Annotated in this window: 11 protein-coding genes and 2 tRNA genes; 7 read left to right on the top strand and 6 right to left on the bottom strand. The window is 44.7% G+C overall.

Annotation, left to right across the window (positions count from 1 at the left end; genetic code table 11):
• Nucleotides 1–43: 43 nt before the first annotated feature.
• From pgsA to nspC, 6 genes are all read left to right on the top strand, one after another.
• Entirely contained in the window at nt 44–601 is a 558-nt protein-coding gene (pgsA, locus tag L1D60_RS08420; protein WP_032549299.1) for a CDP-diacylglycerol--glycerol-3-phosphate 3-phosphatidyltransferase, read from the top strand.
• 269 nt (nt 602–870) lie between these two features.
• Nucleotides 871–944: transfer RNA gene (locus L1D60_RS08425), tRNA-Cys, on the top strand.
• 25 nt (nt 945–969) lie between these two features.
• Nucleotides 970–1045, top strand: a tRNA-Gly gene (locus L1D60_RS08430).
• Nucleotides 1046–2229: 1184 nt separating this feature from the next.
• Nucleotides 2230–5151, top strand: a complete 2922-nt coding sequence (locus L1D60_RS08435) for a pyridoxal phosphate-dependent class III aminotransferase (protein ID WP_239840678.1) — start codon at nt 2230–2232, stop codon at nt 5149–5151.
• 8 nt (nt 5152–5159) lie between these two features.
• Complete coding sequence (locus tag L1D60_RS08440; RefSeq protein WP_032549298.1) at nt 5160–6413, top strand: carboxynorspermidine synthase; 1254 nt, start codon at nt 5160–5162, stop codon at nt 6411–6413.
• Nucleotides 6414–6614: 201 nt separating this feature from the next.
• Nucleotides 6615–7754, top strand: coding sequence for a carboxynorspermidine decarboxylase (gene nspC, locus L1D60_RS08445; protein ID WP_239840679.1), 1140 nt, complete (start codon nt 6615–6617; stop codon nt 7752–7754).
• Between the two features lie 56 nt (nt 7755–7810).
• Here nspC and L1D60_RS08450 read toward each other — a convergent pair whose 3' ends face one another.
• From L1D60_RS08450 to L1D60_RS08465, 4 genes are all read right to left on the bottom strand, one after another.
• Nucleotides 7811–8353, bottom strand: coding sequence for a DUF1566 domain-containing protein (locus L1D60_RS08450; RefSeq protein WP_239840680.1), 543 nt, complete (start codon nt 8351–8353; stop codon nt 7811–7813).
• The gene (locus L1D60_RS08455; protein ID WP_239840681.1) at nt 8353–9969 is read right to left on the bottom strand and encodes a Calx-beta domain-containing protein; all 1617 of its coding nucleotides are present in this window, start codon (nt 9967–9969) and stop codon (nt 8353–8355) included. Before L1D60_RS08455 ends, L1D60_RS08450 begins: the two co-directional genes overlap by 1 nt.
• 223 nt (nt 9970–10192) lie before the next feature.
• Nucleotides 10193–10705 carry an ACT domain-containing protein gene (locus L1D60_RS08460; RefSeq protein ID WP_239840682.1) on the bottom strand — a complete coding sequence of 171 codons (513 nt, stop codon included), beginning with the start codon at nt 10703–10705 and terminating at the stop codon, nt 10193–10195.
• 217 nt (nt 10706–10922) lie between these two features.
• The gene (locus L1D60_RS08465) at nt 10923–11831 is read right to left on the bottom strand and encodes a DUF3943 domain-containing protein (protein WP_239840683.1); all 909 of its coding nucleotides are present in this window, start codon (nt 11829–11831) and stop codon (nt 10923–10925) included.
• A 210-nt stretch (nt 11832–12041) separates the two neighbouring features.
• Between L1D60_RS08465 and L1D60_RS08470 the strand changes: the two genes are divergently transcribed.
• The gene (locus tag L1D60_RS08470) at nt 12042–13277 is read left to right on the top strand and encodes a CinA family nicotinamide mononucleotide deamidase-related protein (RefSeq protein WP_239840684.1); all 1236 of its coding nucleotides are present in this window, start codon (nt 12042–12044) and stop codon (nt 13275–13277) included.
• 114 nt (nt 13278–13391) lie between these two features.
• Here L1D60_RS08470 and yfaE read toward each other — a convergent pair whose 3' ends face one another.
• Together yfaE and nrdB are read right to left on the bottom strand one after the other, a co-directional pair.
• The gene (gene yfaE / locus L1D60_RS08475) at nt 13392–13670 is read right to left on the bottom strand and encodes a class I ribonucleotide reductase maintenance protein YfaE (RefSeq protein WP_239840685.1); all 279 of its coding nucleotides are present in this window, start codon (nt 13668–13670) and stop codon (nt 13392–13394) included.
• Nucleotides 13670–14803 (bottom strand): class Ia ribonucleoside-diphosphate reductase subunit beta, encoded by a 1134-nt coding sequence (gene nrdB, locus L1D60_RS08480; protein ID WP_032549288.1) that lies wholly within the window; start codon nt 14801–14803, stop codon nt 13670–13672. Before nrdB ends, yfaE begins: the two co-directional genes overlap by 1 nt.
• Between the last annotated feature and the right edge of the window lie 77 nt (nt 14804–14880).

A 14880-nucleotide genomic window follows, 5' to 3' on the forward strand; every position in this document is an offset into this window, starting at 1 on the left:
AAATCCCGCACCATAAACGCGCAATGGATAAGAGCCTAATAATATGCGTTTGAATATACCCAACATTTTGTCCCTACTGAGACTTTTCTTAATCCCAGTATTCGTTATCGTTTTCTACCTACCTTATCAATGGGCTCCTTTTGCAGCTGCGATGGTTTTTTGGGTGGCCGGATTTACTGACTGGCTCGATGGTATGCTAGCGCGTAAGCTAGGCCAAACTTCCCGTTTTGGTGCCTTTATCGACCCTGTTGCAGATAAAGTTCTGGTGGCGACAGCACTGATTTTGATTACTGAACACTATCACTCAATTTGGGTGACAATTCCCGCAGTCACCATGATTGCTCGCGAAATTATCATCTCAGCACTTCGAGAGTGGATGGCTGAAATTGGCAAGCGCGCAAGTGTCGCCGTTTCTTGGGTCGGCAAGGTAAAGACCGTTTCTCAAATGTTTGCTTTGTGGGTACTCATTTGGCGTTACGATGACTGGATGATTTGGGTTGGTTACGCTGCGCTTTATATCGCAACCATTCTGACATACTGGTCAATGGCCCAATACTTAATGGCAGCCAAAGATGATTTGTTGGATGAACAACATCATTAATTGAGAAAAGCGAGCTTAGGCTCGCTTTTTTGATCTTTGAATTTGACTATCAACGTAACCATATGACGTGACAGTGTGATGGTGATCAACTTTAATCGCCTATTCCTTAGACCTTTTTGTACATTAAGTTAGCTATTTAGCCCTTTTCGTATAAATACTATTCAAACGAATTAAAAATACAAAAATAGTGTTGACTCAATCGTGTGATTCCGTAGAATGCATCCCGTACCCAAGAGGATGGCAACGAGCGATTCGATTGGAGTTACTAAGGCGCCTTGGCAGAGTGGCTATGCAGCGGATTGCAAATCCGTGGACCTCGGTTCGACTCCGGGAGGCGCCTCCATTCAAACCTTGAGTTTGAATACTATGCGACACTAGCTCAGCTGGTAGAGCGCAACCTTGCCAAGGTTGAGGTCACGAGTTCGAACCTCGTGTGTCGCTCCAAATTTTGTAATGTTGATTGGCATCGACATTAAGATGGTGTTTACGAATCGTAACGGCATCGCAATAAAGAATTGCGTGCCCTGGTGGTGGAATTGGTAGACACAAGGGATTTAAAATCCCTCGGCGTTCGCGCTGTGCCGGAACCTCGTGTGTCGCTCCAAATCAAAAAAAAGCTCATCGGAAACGATGAGCTTTTTTGCATCTGGAATATCGTAAAGCTATTTGAGCCATCAGGTCACGAGTTGACCCCGTGTCCTAGCCGGCCGCGTCGCTCCAATTTAAAAAAGGCTTATCAGAAGTGATGAGCCTTTTTTGCGTCTGAAATATTGTAAAGCCCGAACAGAAATGTTCGGGCTTATTTGTATTCGGATGTTTGAAAATTCACGAGCTGTTTGAGATTCCCTATGAACTCGTTCCTCGCTCTAGGGAATGACGGTTGACTGGGAGTTATCTTCGTCATCTTCGGTCGTGAGGAACGAATGAGCCGGGGATCTTCTATCCAATTACTCGTTACATCCTTTCTGGTTAGTTCTTTAATATAGGATGCTGTCTTATGTTCTATGAGATTCCTTATGAGCTCGTTCCTCGCTCTAGGGGGAATGACGGACGGATTGATTGGGAGTTATTCCGTCGCCTTCACTCTACGGAATGACGGCTGAAATTGTGAGCTATTTTCGTCATCCTCGGGCGTGAGGGACGAACGAGCCGGGGATCTGTTTAAGCGGGTGACTCTCATCCTATCCCTCGTATTTATAAAGCTGATATTAAAAACTATTGATAGTGTGTTAAAAACTATGTTACCTTCCCGCCCAATCTCGGAATGGGCAACGATTGCTTCTGGGGGATACGCGCAGTGACCATTCAGGCTGATTGTGACACTGCGTAGGGTAGGTATCAGTTAGTTCTTTAACTGATAGACGGGATACTTATGGCGCTTGATGCCATGTTAATGGGAAACCCAACATTGAACTCACTTAACACAACACTGCGAATCAGCTTTTCACATCCAATTGGGCCGGTACTCCACCTTTGCCCGATCCTTCAAAACAGTAGCATTACTGAACCTTGATTTTGCGCTAAGTAAATTTTGCTGTCGTTAGACGGCACTTTGTCGTGTTTGTCATTTGACTTACGCGGGCGTACAGCTATACCTCACTTCTAACAATGTGCTGTTAGGAGGGAGTATGAATACATTCAAGGGATTTTTTATGACTACCGCCTTTGAAGTCGATACAAATACTATCGCACACACGTTTTCAACTTCAGTCCCTGTTGTTGAAGGCACTTATGATCTTACTCCAGATGCTATCTTGCTTGAACAAGAGCAGAACGAATCGGCAGTGCGCTCTTACCCAAGACGTCTACCGATTGCAATAAAGCGCGCATATGGCGCTCTGGTTGAAGATACCCGTGGACAAATCTTCCTAGATTGTCTTGCTGGAGCAGGAACGCTGGCTCTGGGTTATAACCACCCAGAAATTAACCAAGCACTAAAAGCTCAGTTGGATTCAGGTCTACCTTATCAAACGCTGGATATTACGACTCAAGCCAAAGAGACGTTTATTAATCGCGTTAAAGCATTTTTACCACAGGATTTTGCTGAGAACTCAGTGATTCAATTCTGTGGCCCTTCTGGTGCCGATGCGGTTGAAGCCGCGATAAAATTAGCAAAGCAAACAACAGGTCGTAACACCATGTTTGCGTTCCGTGGTGCTTACCATGGTATGACTAACGGTACGATGGGCATGATGGGTAACTTAGGCACAAAAGCGCGCCGTAGCGGCTTGATGTCTGATGTTCACTTTATGCCATTCCCATACAACCTGCGCTGCCCATTTGGATTAGGTGGTGAACAAGGTGCTCAAGCAAGCCTTCGTTATATTGAACGTCTCCTTGCTGATGATGAAGCCGGCATAATGAAACCTGCAGCAATGATTGTCGAACCTGTTCAGGGCGAGGGCGGTGTGATTCCTGCTCCAGCATCTTGGTTACGTGGTTTAAGACGTATCTGTGATGAGCACGGCATCCTACTTATCTTTGATGAAATCCAATGTGGTGTTGGTAAAACTGGACACCGATTCGCATTTGAAGAGTCAGGAATCAATCCAGACATTCTATGCTTATCGAAAGCGATTGGTGGTGGCTTACCGATGTCACTGCTTGTATTCGATAAAAGTATTGATACATGGAAAGCAGGTGAACACACCGGTACTTTCCGTGGTAATCAGCTAGCAATGGTATCTGGCGCGAAAGCACTAGAAATTATCGAGCGAGATAACCTTGTTGAACACGCGAATATCGCAGGTCAATATCTTCGCCACGGTTTAGAAAAGCTTCAACAACGTGTTGATTGTATTGCTGAAGTTCGTGGTAAAGGCTTGATGTTAGGTGTTGAGATTCAAAACCCTAACGGTGAGAAGAACAGCTTTGGTGAGCCAATTGCTGATGGTGACCTAACCCTTAAAATCCAACGTGCAGCACTTGAACGCGGCTTGATGGTAGAAAAAGGTGGACGTGAAGGTTCTGTTATTCGTTTCCTTCCTCCGATGATCATTACTTTCGAACAAATTGATTTTGCTCTGCGCGTGATGGAAGAAGCGATTCTTGCTGCGGGCGGTAGTCATGTCGAAAGTGATAGTGTGAACAGTGAGTGGAAGAAACACTTCATCCATACTGGCGTAGGTGGTAGCGACGAGTTTGAGAAGGTTTTAAATCAAACCACTCAAGCGATGAAGTCAGTATTTGAGCAAGTTGACGCACCATACTCTGGGCTAGAACCTAAACGACTAGAGGCTGCAATTAATGCAGTGGATCTTGATAACGTTCAAGGTTCATTGATTGATGTGGTCGAAGATACAGCCGACTTAGTTGCTAAAAACTCCATCTTTGTACAACACCCTGACTGTATTGCACATCTACATACTCCGCCATTAATGGCTTCTGTCGCTGCTGAGTCTATGATTGCAGCGCTTAACCAGTCTATGGATTCATGGGATCAAGCGTCGGCTGCAACCTATGTCGAGCAGAAGGTCATCGACTGGATGTGTGGCAAGTACGAGCTAGGTGCGGATAGCGATGGCATTTTCACCAGTGGCGGTACTCAAAGTAACCTAATGGGGCTGTTGCTAGCACGAGATTGGATCGCGGATAAAGTCGATAACCACTCGATTCAAAAGCTTGGTCTTCCAGAGTACGCGAAAAAATTGCGTATTCTATGCTCTAAAAAGTCTCACTTCACTGTCCAAAAATCGGCTTCTTTGTTAGGATTAGGCGAAAATGCAGTACGCTGTGTTGATGCTAACGATAACGGTACCATAAAAACGGAACTGCTTGAGCAAGCAATTACTGAGCTGAAACAAGAAGGTTTGATCCCATTTGCTGTTGTAGGTACGGCAGGAACGACGGATCATGGCGCGATTGATGACCTAAACTCTATTGCTCAGATCGCTCAGCAACAACAGCTTTGGTTCCATGTGGATAGTGCGTATGGTGGTGCTCTGATCTTGAGCAGTCATAAAGCACGTCTTAAGGGCATTGAAAAAGCAGACTCAGTAAGTGTCGATTTCCACAAACTGTTTTATCAAACAATCAGTTGTGGTGCATTGCTGCTTAAGGACAAACAGAACTTCAAGTTCCTACTGCATCATGCTGACTACTTGAACCGTGAGCACGATGAGCTGCCAAACTTAGTTGATAAGTCGATTGCAACAACCAAACGATTTGATGCGCTCAAAGTCTTTATGACGATGCAAAGCGTAGGGCAGGCACAATTGGGTGAGATGTATGATCACCTATTGGCACAAACACTTCAGGTCTCCGACCTTATTCAAAACCACGAAGGTTTTGAGCTATTGGCTGAGCCAGCATTGTCGACAGTGCTGTTTAGAGCCGTTAATAGCCATGTCACGGATTTAGACACATTTAACCAAACATTAAGATTAGAGGCATTAACTCGCGGTGTCGCTGTTTTGGGCGAAACTGTGGTCGATGGAAAGAGCGCATTAAAGTTCACTATCCTTAATCCGTGTTTAGATATGGCGGATTTCGAGTCTCTCATTGCAAAAATTCAGAATCTAGCGGCTGAGCTAGCAGAACAACAAGGGTAATAAATATTATGGCAATTCTACAAATTGGTGCAGGCGGCGTAGGTTGGGTTGTTGCACATAAAGCAGCACAGAACAACGACGTACTGGGTGACATCACTATTGCATCTCGAACTATCGCGAAGTGTGAGAAGATCATCGAATCTATCAAGGGCAAAAACAACCTAAAAGATTCAACTAAGAAACTAGAGGCGCGCGCTGTAAACGCAGATGACGTTGATGCGCTTGTTGCTCTAATTAAAGAAGTTCAGCCAGACCTAGTGATCAACGCGGGTCCTCCGTGGGTAAACATGGCTATCATGGAAGCGTGTTACCAAGCAAAAGTATCTTACCTAGATACATCAGTAGCGGTTGACCTATGTTCTGAAGGTCAGCAGGTACCACAAGCGTACGATTGGCAATGGGGCTACCGTGAGAAGTTTGCAGAAGCAGGCATCACAGGTATTCTTGGCGCTGGTTTCGATCCTGGTGTGGTTTCTGTATTTGCTGCTTACGCGGTTAAACATCTGTTCGATGAGATCGATACTATCGATGTGATGGACGTTAACGCTGGCGACCACGGTAAGAAGTTTGCAACTAACTTCGACCCAGAAACGAACATGCTTGAGATTCAAGGTGATTCTTTCTACTGGGAAAACGAAGAGTGGAAACAGGTTCCTTGTCACTCACGCATGCTAGAGTTTGATTTCCCGAACTGTGGTTCTCACAAAGTATATTCAATGGCACACGATGAAGTTCGCTCAATGAAAGAGTTCATTCCAGCGAAGCGTATCGAGTTCTGGATGGGCTTTGGCGACAAGTACCTAAACTACTTCAATTGCATGCGTGACATCGGTCTACTAAGCCCAGACCCGCTAACATTGCATGATGGTACTGTAGTTCAGCCTCTACACGTACTTAAAGCCTTGCTACCTGACCCAACATCACTAGCGCCGGGCTACACGGGTCTAACGTGTATCGGTACTTGGGTTCAAGGTAAGAAAGATGGCAAAGAGCGTAGCGTATTTATCTACAATAACGCTGACCACGAAGTGGCATACGAAGACGTAGAGCATCAAGCGATCTCTTACACAACTGGTGTTCCTGCTATTACGGCTGCACTTCAGTTCTTCCGTGGCGAGTGGGCAGACAAAGGTGTATTCAACATGGAACAGCTAAATCCAGACCCATTCCTAGAAACTATGCCGGGTATCGGTCTTGACTGGCATGTTCAAGAGCTTGAAGCAGGCCAAGGCCTTCCTGTGATTCATGAGCTGAAAAAATAAGAACTGATTTCTTGTTTTGATTGCTAGTTAAAGGGGACATGGATTGTTCCCTTTTCGATGATGATCTCCTTAAAGCTTTGGTATCATTTATTTTGATTTTGTAACTCACTGCGTTCGAACAGGACAAAATCAAAATAAATCACACCAAACTTGTTTAATTTACCTTTCCATCTTTAGATGCTGCTTGAGCGCGTATAGAAAATGACATTTAAGAACGAAGAACTTAAAACCCCATACTTTATGATCAACGAAGATAAGTTGATTGAGAACCTAGAGAAAGCTAAACAGCTTAAAGAGATTTCAGGCGTTAAGCTTGTATTAGCCTTGAAGTGCTTCTCTACTTGGGGCGTATTCGACATCATTAAGCCTTATCTAGACGGCACGACCAGCTCTGGTCCGTTTGAAGTAAAGCTAGGTCATGAAACCTTCGGTGGTGAAACGCATGCATACAGCGTTGGTTACAGCGAAGATGATGTACGTGAAGTAGCAGATATTTGTGACAAGATGATCTTCAACTCACAGTCTCAATTAGCAGCTTACCGACACATTATTGAAGGCAAGGCATCGATTGGCCTACGTCTTAATCCAGGTGTTAGCTATGCTGGTCAAGATTTGGCGAATCCAGCGCGTCAGTTCTCTCGCCTAGGCGTTCAAGCTGACCATATCCAACCAGAAGTCTTTGAAGATATTGATGGTGTGATGTTCCACATGAACTGTGAGAACAAAGATGTGGATGCTTTTATTGGTCTACTTGACTCTATCTCTGAGCAGTTCGGTGAATACCTAAACAAGCTGGATTGGGTGAGTATGGGTGGTGGCGTATTCTTTACATGGCCGGGTTACGACATTGAAAAGCTCGGTTTGGCACTAAAAGCTTTCTCTGAAAAGCACGGTGTTCAAATGTACCTTGAGCCGGGTGAAGCGATCATCACTAAGACTACGGATCTTGTTGCGACCGTGGTTGATATCGTAGAGAACGTTAAGAAAACGGCGATTGTTGATTCAGCGACAGAAGCACACCGTTTAGATACTCTGATCTATGACGAGCCAGCATCGATTCTGGAAGCGTCGGAAAATGGCACGCATGACTACGTGATTGGTTCTTGTTCTTGCCTTGCTGGTGATCAGTTCTGTGAAGCAAGCTTTGATGAACCACTAGAGATTGGCCAACGTCTGCATATCTTAGATAGTGCTGGCTATACCATGGTGAAACTGAATTGGTTCAATGGCCTGCGTATGCCTTCTGTCTACTGCGAACGCTCAAGCGGTGAAGTACAGAAGCTAAACGAATTCGATTATTCAGACTTTAAACGCTCACTGTCACAGTGGTCAGTAAAGTAGCTTGAAATAAAAAGAGCAACCGATGGGTTGCTCTTTTTGTATGCGACTATTGAGTCTTAGTTAAACTCTTTTACCAACCGGACAAGCGGGGAAGGGACATTGTCTGGATCCGTAATCACTTCCAAGGCTTCGTCAAAGTCGATAATGAGGCCTTCGTAGTGACTATTGACGCTATGAGCATCTGGCGTATTCGTCCAGTAAGGTTCATTTGTTGTCGTTGGGAAGAAGGTCAGGTTGATCGCTGGTCGAGTGCAGCGGTAATCCACAATTGAGCTCAACTCTTTGATATTTGGAAGCCTAAAGCCAGTTTGACCTGCAATCGTTGTTAGCGTGGTATTTTGCGTGGCAACTAATGCATCGCTCCAGTTTTGGTACTTTAGGGCAGTCCCATCACAAGTGTCTGTCGAGGCATTGTAAGTTTCACCTAGGTTACACTTTGACCATAACAAGTTAGTGGTTACGTCTAACAGAGTCCCATCTTTACGATCGATAAACTGCCCATCTTGATGAGAAGCAGTTTGAGTCGTTACACAAGTTTGAGCGATAGCATTCGCGCTTAGCAGAGTGGCAACAGCACCTAAGCATAATTTCAGTTTCATTACTCGATTCCTCCACTTACAGCGACAATACCTGTTGAGCCTGTGATGTTTTTGTTACACAGTTCCAACTCACCAGTTTGAGAGTCGATACATCTCGCACTACCGTCTTGTTTGACAGAACTAGAGTGAGTGAAAAGTCTAGAACCAAGGTTCGGGAAGAAGTTCACTGAGCCACTCGGTGATGCGCCAACGTTGAAATTAATGAATGAACGCGCCTCAACCGGTGAAGGTAGACGCCAATCGGTGATACCACATATTGCGTAGCTATTTAGACTTGAAATATAGCTACTGGTATTGCAGTTTCGGGTCCCCGAGTTGTCGTCAGGGTATGCACATTCAGACGAAATTGGGCCTTCACTATATAGTGCGTCGTTGGGTGCGCCTGCATATCCGCCATTGGTTGTGCCATCTGCGTCGTACCAAGTGTAAGTATACGATGAACTGCGCCACATCGAAGACTCTGTACCATATGGGTAAGGGTAAGCATCTGGATCGTTTTTGTGGTTTTCAACCCAAGTGTCGATATCAGATTGACTTGGTAGAGCTGTTGGATCTTGTTTTGCTTCGATGTAAAGGCCTGTGTGTTCATCCTTTACACAGCGCCAGCTTGTTGCACTTGGATCCATTGGGTTGCCGTGAGCATCGATTTTGGTATAGCGAAAACCATATTCGCCATCTGAATGCTCGGTACCGTTAGTTTTATCTAAACCATAGTCCGCATCTTGATTTGGATGACTCGTTGGTGGGGTTGTGCTGTCAAAAGCAGTTCCGTCGTAATAGGTTACGTAGCCAGTGTCGTTGAAATTCTTCTGGCCAGGAATATAGAAAGCCAGCGTGTTTTTTGCTGAGTCAATCGTTGCATTCCCGACTTCAGTCATGGTGTAGATGACCGATTCACCACCTTCGTTAAAGCCATCATCTTTAGCAGAGAAAGTAATGTCTGACGTTAGGGTTTCTGCAGAGAGCGTAACGTTGAGGCTGGCCATATCAACTGTGTAGTCATCTGATGCCGCAATACCTGTTTGAACCAAGGTAATCGTGACATCTTGGCTCGAATAGTTACTTAGTACCATTTGTTGCACCACACTGTCACCTTCAACGACGGTACTTAGGTTGTTGCTAAATCCGATAGTTGGTTGAGCATTGGCATCATTGATAGTAACAGTCGTCTGATTGTTGGTAATGGTGTACGACGAGCTTGAAGGGGCTGTAATCGAGTATTGGAGCGTCTTAGCGCCTTCAAAGACGTTATTGTGTAGTACATTAAGCGGCAGAGTAGCTGTTGTTGAGCCTGCCGGAATAGTTACTACTGAGCTACTTAGCGGGTCATAATTTCTAAACTCACCAGTAGAACGAGCGGTGACATTGGAAGTCGTAATAGTTAGGTTTACATCGCTAGTGAGCGCTTCTGAAAGTGTAACAGTGACGGCCTCGGTGCTTGAACCTGACGTTGGTTCGGTCACGCTAAGCGTCTCTGGGATCGAGATACTAACGGCAGTCGGATTAGTGGAACCATCACCACTATCTTCATGGCCACTTTGGCAGCCGGTGAAAAGTGAAGTTAGAAGGATTACTGAGACGGCATTCAGAGGCCAACTCGGCTTGTTTCTATCCATGTATGAACCTAAGTGACTAAGTTGATGAAAGTGACCGTATGGTAACAAAAAAACATAGCCAAGTAGCCCTGTTTCACTAGTTAAAATTATGATTTACGTAGAATTAATACGGAAATTTTGTAAGTAATGTAAGAGTTGAAAGCGATTTATCGGATGTATTAGAAGGAAGAGAGGGAAGGGGATACTCCTCCGGAAAATTGCTTAACCGGAGGAAAGGGGGCAATTAACTCTCGATCATGACGCGTGTATCTTCACTCAGCGTCTCAAGTTCGTTGGCTACGTCTTGGATTGGTAGCTCTAGTGGGAGTTTTACGGCAATTTTGGCGGTAAATAGGCTGGAGCTGACACCTCCACCTCCTGCGATGAAGACTCGATGACAATCCATATCCAGAATCGTGATGCCTTGTCCATCTAATACATGAGTGACTTCATTGACGATACCAGCGCGATCATTCGAATCTAGACGAAGGTGATGGATAGTATCTTGTACTTGTGGAGAGTGGTCGGCATCAACGAATTGTACTGTTAGGTCCATATTGGCACTAAATGCTTCTTTAACTGCGGACTCATTAATCGCAGGGAGTTCTATTTTGATGACTCCGGCAACTTGGTCCTCAATGAAGTTCACTTTACTTATAAGCCATTTGCCACCGTTTTCATGAGTGACTGCAGCGAGTTGTTTAATGGTTGCAGGCGATGCTTTACCAATAAAGTTAACGATAAATGTACTATTCATATCAGCCCCCAAAGATTCAATTGAACGCCATTAATAAGCGTTTGAAATAACGAGATAATCTGTCTTACATACAGTTTAGAAGCTGGATAAGAACAATATTTGACCTGCGTCAATTTTTGAAACTAAGCTGCAACGCAAAACAAGTTAATGAAGAGTCGGGCACAAAAAAAGCGACTCGAGAGTCGCTTTTTAGAAAGAATTACATCTATTGAGTGATTTAGAAGGTCACTTTGAAGTTCATACCCACAAATTGAGAGTCGTAAGGCGCGCCAGCATCGTATGCAAACTTAGCCGCGTCTTGGTTACCCCACCAAGGGTTAGTGTTCAGATTTACTTCCGCATCGCCACCCCAAGCATCACTTACCCAGTAGTGAATATGGCCAACAGGGTTCAAGAAGAACAGAGACACATCACCCATGGTTTTTGAGCCCATGACTTCGCCGCCAGTCATAACGATGTCTTGTTCGGCCTCTAACATCAGCTCACCGACAACCGCACCGAAGAATGGTGTGATGAAAAGGTCTTGCCAAGATGGGATTTCTGCAAATGCTTCAACACCGTACTCCCAGAAGAAAGTCGACATAGTCCATGAGTACATGAAAGATTCAAACTCATTGTAGCCAGCGTGTCGCGCTGCCGTGTAGTAAACACCACCAAAGTACGGATGCATTACATAGTTCAAGAAATGCTCATCGCGGTCCCATACTGGGCCACTAGATACGTTGTCTTTCCATTTTTGACCAAGCTTACTTAAGTCACGTTGGTCATCATCCCACTTCGTGATGGATTCAGGAAGAAATGTCATTAAACCTACAGTCGCAACACTCAGACCGAGAATGGTGTAAGTTTGCCCCATTAGGTAATCCCAATCTTTCTCTTCACTCACCAAAAGGTGCTTTGGTTGCTGGATTGAGAAATCGTACTCTTCGTTTGACTCGCTCAGTGCGTAATTGATACTAGGCTTGTAAGTGTACAAGTTTTCATTTACGCAGTACTCTTGAGTACAATCATCCGCATATGAAAGGTTGAATGGTTGGTCGAAATCGTACTGGCTTGCAACCGAGTTCGCTGACATTAGTAGTGAAAATGCAGCAGTAACCTTTGCTAATAACGGTGATTTGGCCACAAGGGTCTCCATAAGAGTTGGTAGGTTGAGCAAAGTCACAATTATCCATTAATTACCTGATTTATGGAACTAATAATTGTGCGCTTTCAGAAAGATAATCTTAAATTTCACATCATTAATACTTGTGAAATGAGTTAAACGCCTAAACATAGAAGATAGACCACTTTAAAAATAATGCAGCGTCTTTATATGACAGCAAGGGATGAAAATATGACCAAAATCGCAATGTTAAGTACAGGTGAAGAAGTTCTTCACGGAGACATTGTAGACACAAATGCCGCTTGGATGTCCGCTGAGTTTTATCAACATGGTTTCGCTTTGGCAAAGCGTTCGACTGTCGGTGATCAAATGAGTGCGCTGGTGGAAGAACTTTTGATGCTGAGCTTTAACTATGATGTGGTCATCGTTAATGGCGGTTTAGGGCCAACGACGGACGACATGAGTGACGCAGCGGCTGCAAGTGCTGCTGATCAAAAGCTAGTTCTTTTCCCTGACTGGTTACAACGTATGGAGAGTATGTTTGAAGCTCGTGGCGCTAAGATGCCAGACAGTAACCTCAAACAAGCTATGCTGCCGGAACATTCACAAATCGTAGATAACCCTGTTGGTACCGCTTGTGGTTTCAAACTTAAAATCAACGATGCGACATTTTACTTTACTCCTGGTGTTCCGAGTGAGTTTAAAAAGATGGTTAAAGACCAAATTTTGCCTGACTTGGCTCGAAGCTATCCGGAAATCAGTGCCTTTGAGTGCAGCCGCCTCTACACCTTTGGGCTTTCTGAGTCGGGGATCTCCGATATTCTAGACCAGCTTAAACTGCCTGAAGGTTATGAATTAGGCTACCGCTCTTACTTGCCCTTTATTGAGGTAAAACTGTTTGGGCCTAAATCGGGTCTCGAGGTTCGTGTTAAGTTGCTTCAGATGGTGCATAAGCTGCTAGAAGGCAATGTTGTGAGTGTTGATGAGCCGATGATTGAACATTTAGGACACCTGTTGAGCGAGAAACACAAAACCTTATCGGTATCAGAAGTGTCGACCAAGGGCGCGCTGTCAGCATGGCTACAGTCGGATGAAAACCTTGAAAACTGCTTTGGGCATTCTTGGGTAATGGCCGAAAGCAAAGGCAGTGAGATTGATAAGAGCGATCCTTTAGCGGCGACATTAGCTTTGGCAGGAGCAACAAGAGAGAAATGTTCTACTGACCTGGCTCTCGTCACTGGCAAACTTGAGGATAAAACCTTTAGTGTTGCACTATCGACGCCAGCAGGAGAGTGGGGGCAAGTGTTTGAGTTCCATCGCTCATATAACCGAGAAGACTCTAGAACGGTAATAAAAACAGTGGCCGCAGACATGCTTCGAAGACACCTGGAAAACAAACCGATGTTTGGCCAGTTCACTTCACTTAAACGCATTAAAGAGCTGTTCATTCCCAACGCTGTCTTATAACAAACGCTCAGCGACCCACAGTATCTAAAACGAATATCAGTATGTAAAAAGGGCCCGATAATATCAATTATCGGGCCCTTTGTATTTTGCTATCGGTGCTGAGTTATTTCATCTTTAAGCGCGTTTTTGCTTGTTGCGATGGATAACATTACTCAACGACAATTCGGTCTTAGCCTTACAAATACAAGGCAAGATTTCGTTGCTCTGTGTGTAAGCCATAGCAAAACCAACATACTCAACTTCACCTGAGTCTAACGTGCAACGACAAGCGCCACAGTGACCATCACGGCAGTTGTATTCAGGCTCAAGTCCTGCTTGCTCCATGGTCTCTAACAAAGTGTTAGAAGGATTAGACTCAATACTGATGAGTTTGTTGATTTTGAGAGTCGGCATTACAGTTCAAAACCTTCGAAGTCGTCAGCACTTACTTCGTTGTCGATTTGACCAACTAGGTAAGATGAAATTTCTGCTTCTTGTGGTGCAACTTGAACGTTGTCTGAAGACAACCAAGCGTTGATCCACGGAATAGGGTTAGACGTTGCTTCTGGGTAAGCAGTACCTAGGCCAACCGCTTGCATACGGATGTTGGTAATGTACTCAACGTATTGGCACAGGATGTCTTTGTTTAGACCGATCATAGAGCCATCTTTGAACAGGTATTCTGCCCACTCTTTCTCTTGCTCAGCCGCATCTTTGAATAGGTCGAAACACTCTTGCTTACACTCTTCAGCGATTTGCATGAATGAGAAGTCATCTTGGCCGTTACGCAGCAGGTTGATCATGTGCTGAGTACCCGTCAGGTGAAGTGCTTCATCACGAGCGATTAGCTTGATGATTTTCGCATTACCTTCCATTAGCTCGCGCTCTGCAAATGCAAACGAACATGCAAAACTTACGTAGAAACGGATCGCTTCCAGAGCATTTACAGACATCAGACATAGGTACAGTTTCTTCTTCAACTCGTATAGAGATACTTTGATCTCTTCGCCGTTGATGTTGTGTGTACCTTCACCGTAGCGGTGGTAGTCAGACGTCAGCTTGATTAGCTCATCGTAGTAGTGTGCGATGTCTTTTGCACGCGCTAGGATGTGCTCGTTTTCAACGATGTCGTCAAATACAACGCCAGGGTCATTCACGATGTTACGGATGATGTGCGTGTATGAACGAGAGTGAATCGTTTCAGAGAAAGACCAAGTCTCAATCCAAGTTTCTACTTCTGGAAGAGAAACTAATGGTAGAAGCGCTACGTTCGGGCTACGACCTTGAATCGAGTCAAGAAGCGTTTGGTACTTCAGGTTTGAGATGAAGATGTGCTTCTCGTGCTCTGGCAGCTTGTTGTAGTCGATACGATCGCTAGATACGTCAACTTCTTCTGGACGCCAGAAGAAAGACAGTTGCTTCTCGATAAGCTTTTCGAAGATTTCAAATTTCTGTTGGTCGTAACGCGCTACGTTTACAGATTGACCAAGGAACATAGGTTCTTTTAGTTGGTCATTTTTTGTTTGGGTAAAAGTACTGTAAGCCATGAATGCCTCAAATCCTTTCCAGACCTATATAACAGGCCTCGTTAATGCTTTAGACCCAGAGAAGAAGGCTTCTCTGG

This window comes from Vibrio sp. Isolate30, from assembly GCF_022397975.1.
GTDB classification, from domain to species: Bacteria; Pseudomonadota; Gammaproteobacteria; order Enterobacterales; family Vibrionaceae; genus Vibrio; species Vibrio fortis.

Bases quoted from the DNA above. Each gene is read 5' to 3' on its own strand.
- nspC (WP_239840679.1), top strand. From the start codon at position 6,615: ATGACATTTAAGAACGAAGAACTTAAAACCCCATACTTTATGATCAAC.
- L1D60_RS08470 (WP_239840684.1), top strand. From the start codon at position 12,042: ATGACCAAAATCGCAATGTTAAGTACAGGTGAAGAAGTTCTTCACGGA.
- L1D60_RS08450 (WP_239840680.1), bottom strand. From the start codon at position 8,353: ATGAAACTGAAATTATGCTTAGGTGCTGTTGCCACTCTGCTAAGCGCG.
- yfaE (WP_239840685.1), bottom strand. From the start codon at position 13,670: ATGCCGACTCTCAAAATCAACAAACTCATCAGTATTGAGTCTAATCCT.
- L1D60_RS08455 (WP_239840681.1), bottom strand. From the start codon at position 9,969: ATGGATAGAAACAAGCCGAGTTGGCCTCTGAATGCCGTCTCAGTAATC.
- pgsA (WP_032549299.1), top strand. From the start codon at position 44: ATGCGTTTGAATATACCCAACATTTTGTCCCTACTGAGACTTTTCTTA.
- L1D60_RS08460 (WP_239840682.1), bottom strand. From the start codon at position 10,705: ATGAATAGTACATTTATCGTTAACTTTATTGGTAAAGCATCGCCTGCA.
- L1D60_RS08440 (WP_032549298.1), top strand. From the start codon at position 5,160: ATGGCAATTCTACAAATTGGTGCAGGCGGCGTAGGTTGGGTTGTTGCA.
- nrdB (WP_032549288.1), bottom strand. From the start codon at position 14,803: ATGGCTTACAGTACTTTTACCCAAACAAAAAATGACCAACTAAAAGAA.
- L1D60_RS08435 (WP_239840678.1), top strand. From the start codon at position 2,230: ATGAATACATTCAAGGGATTTTTTATGACTACCGCCTTTGAAGTCGAT.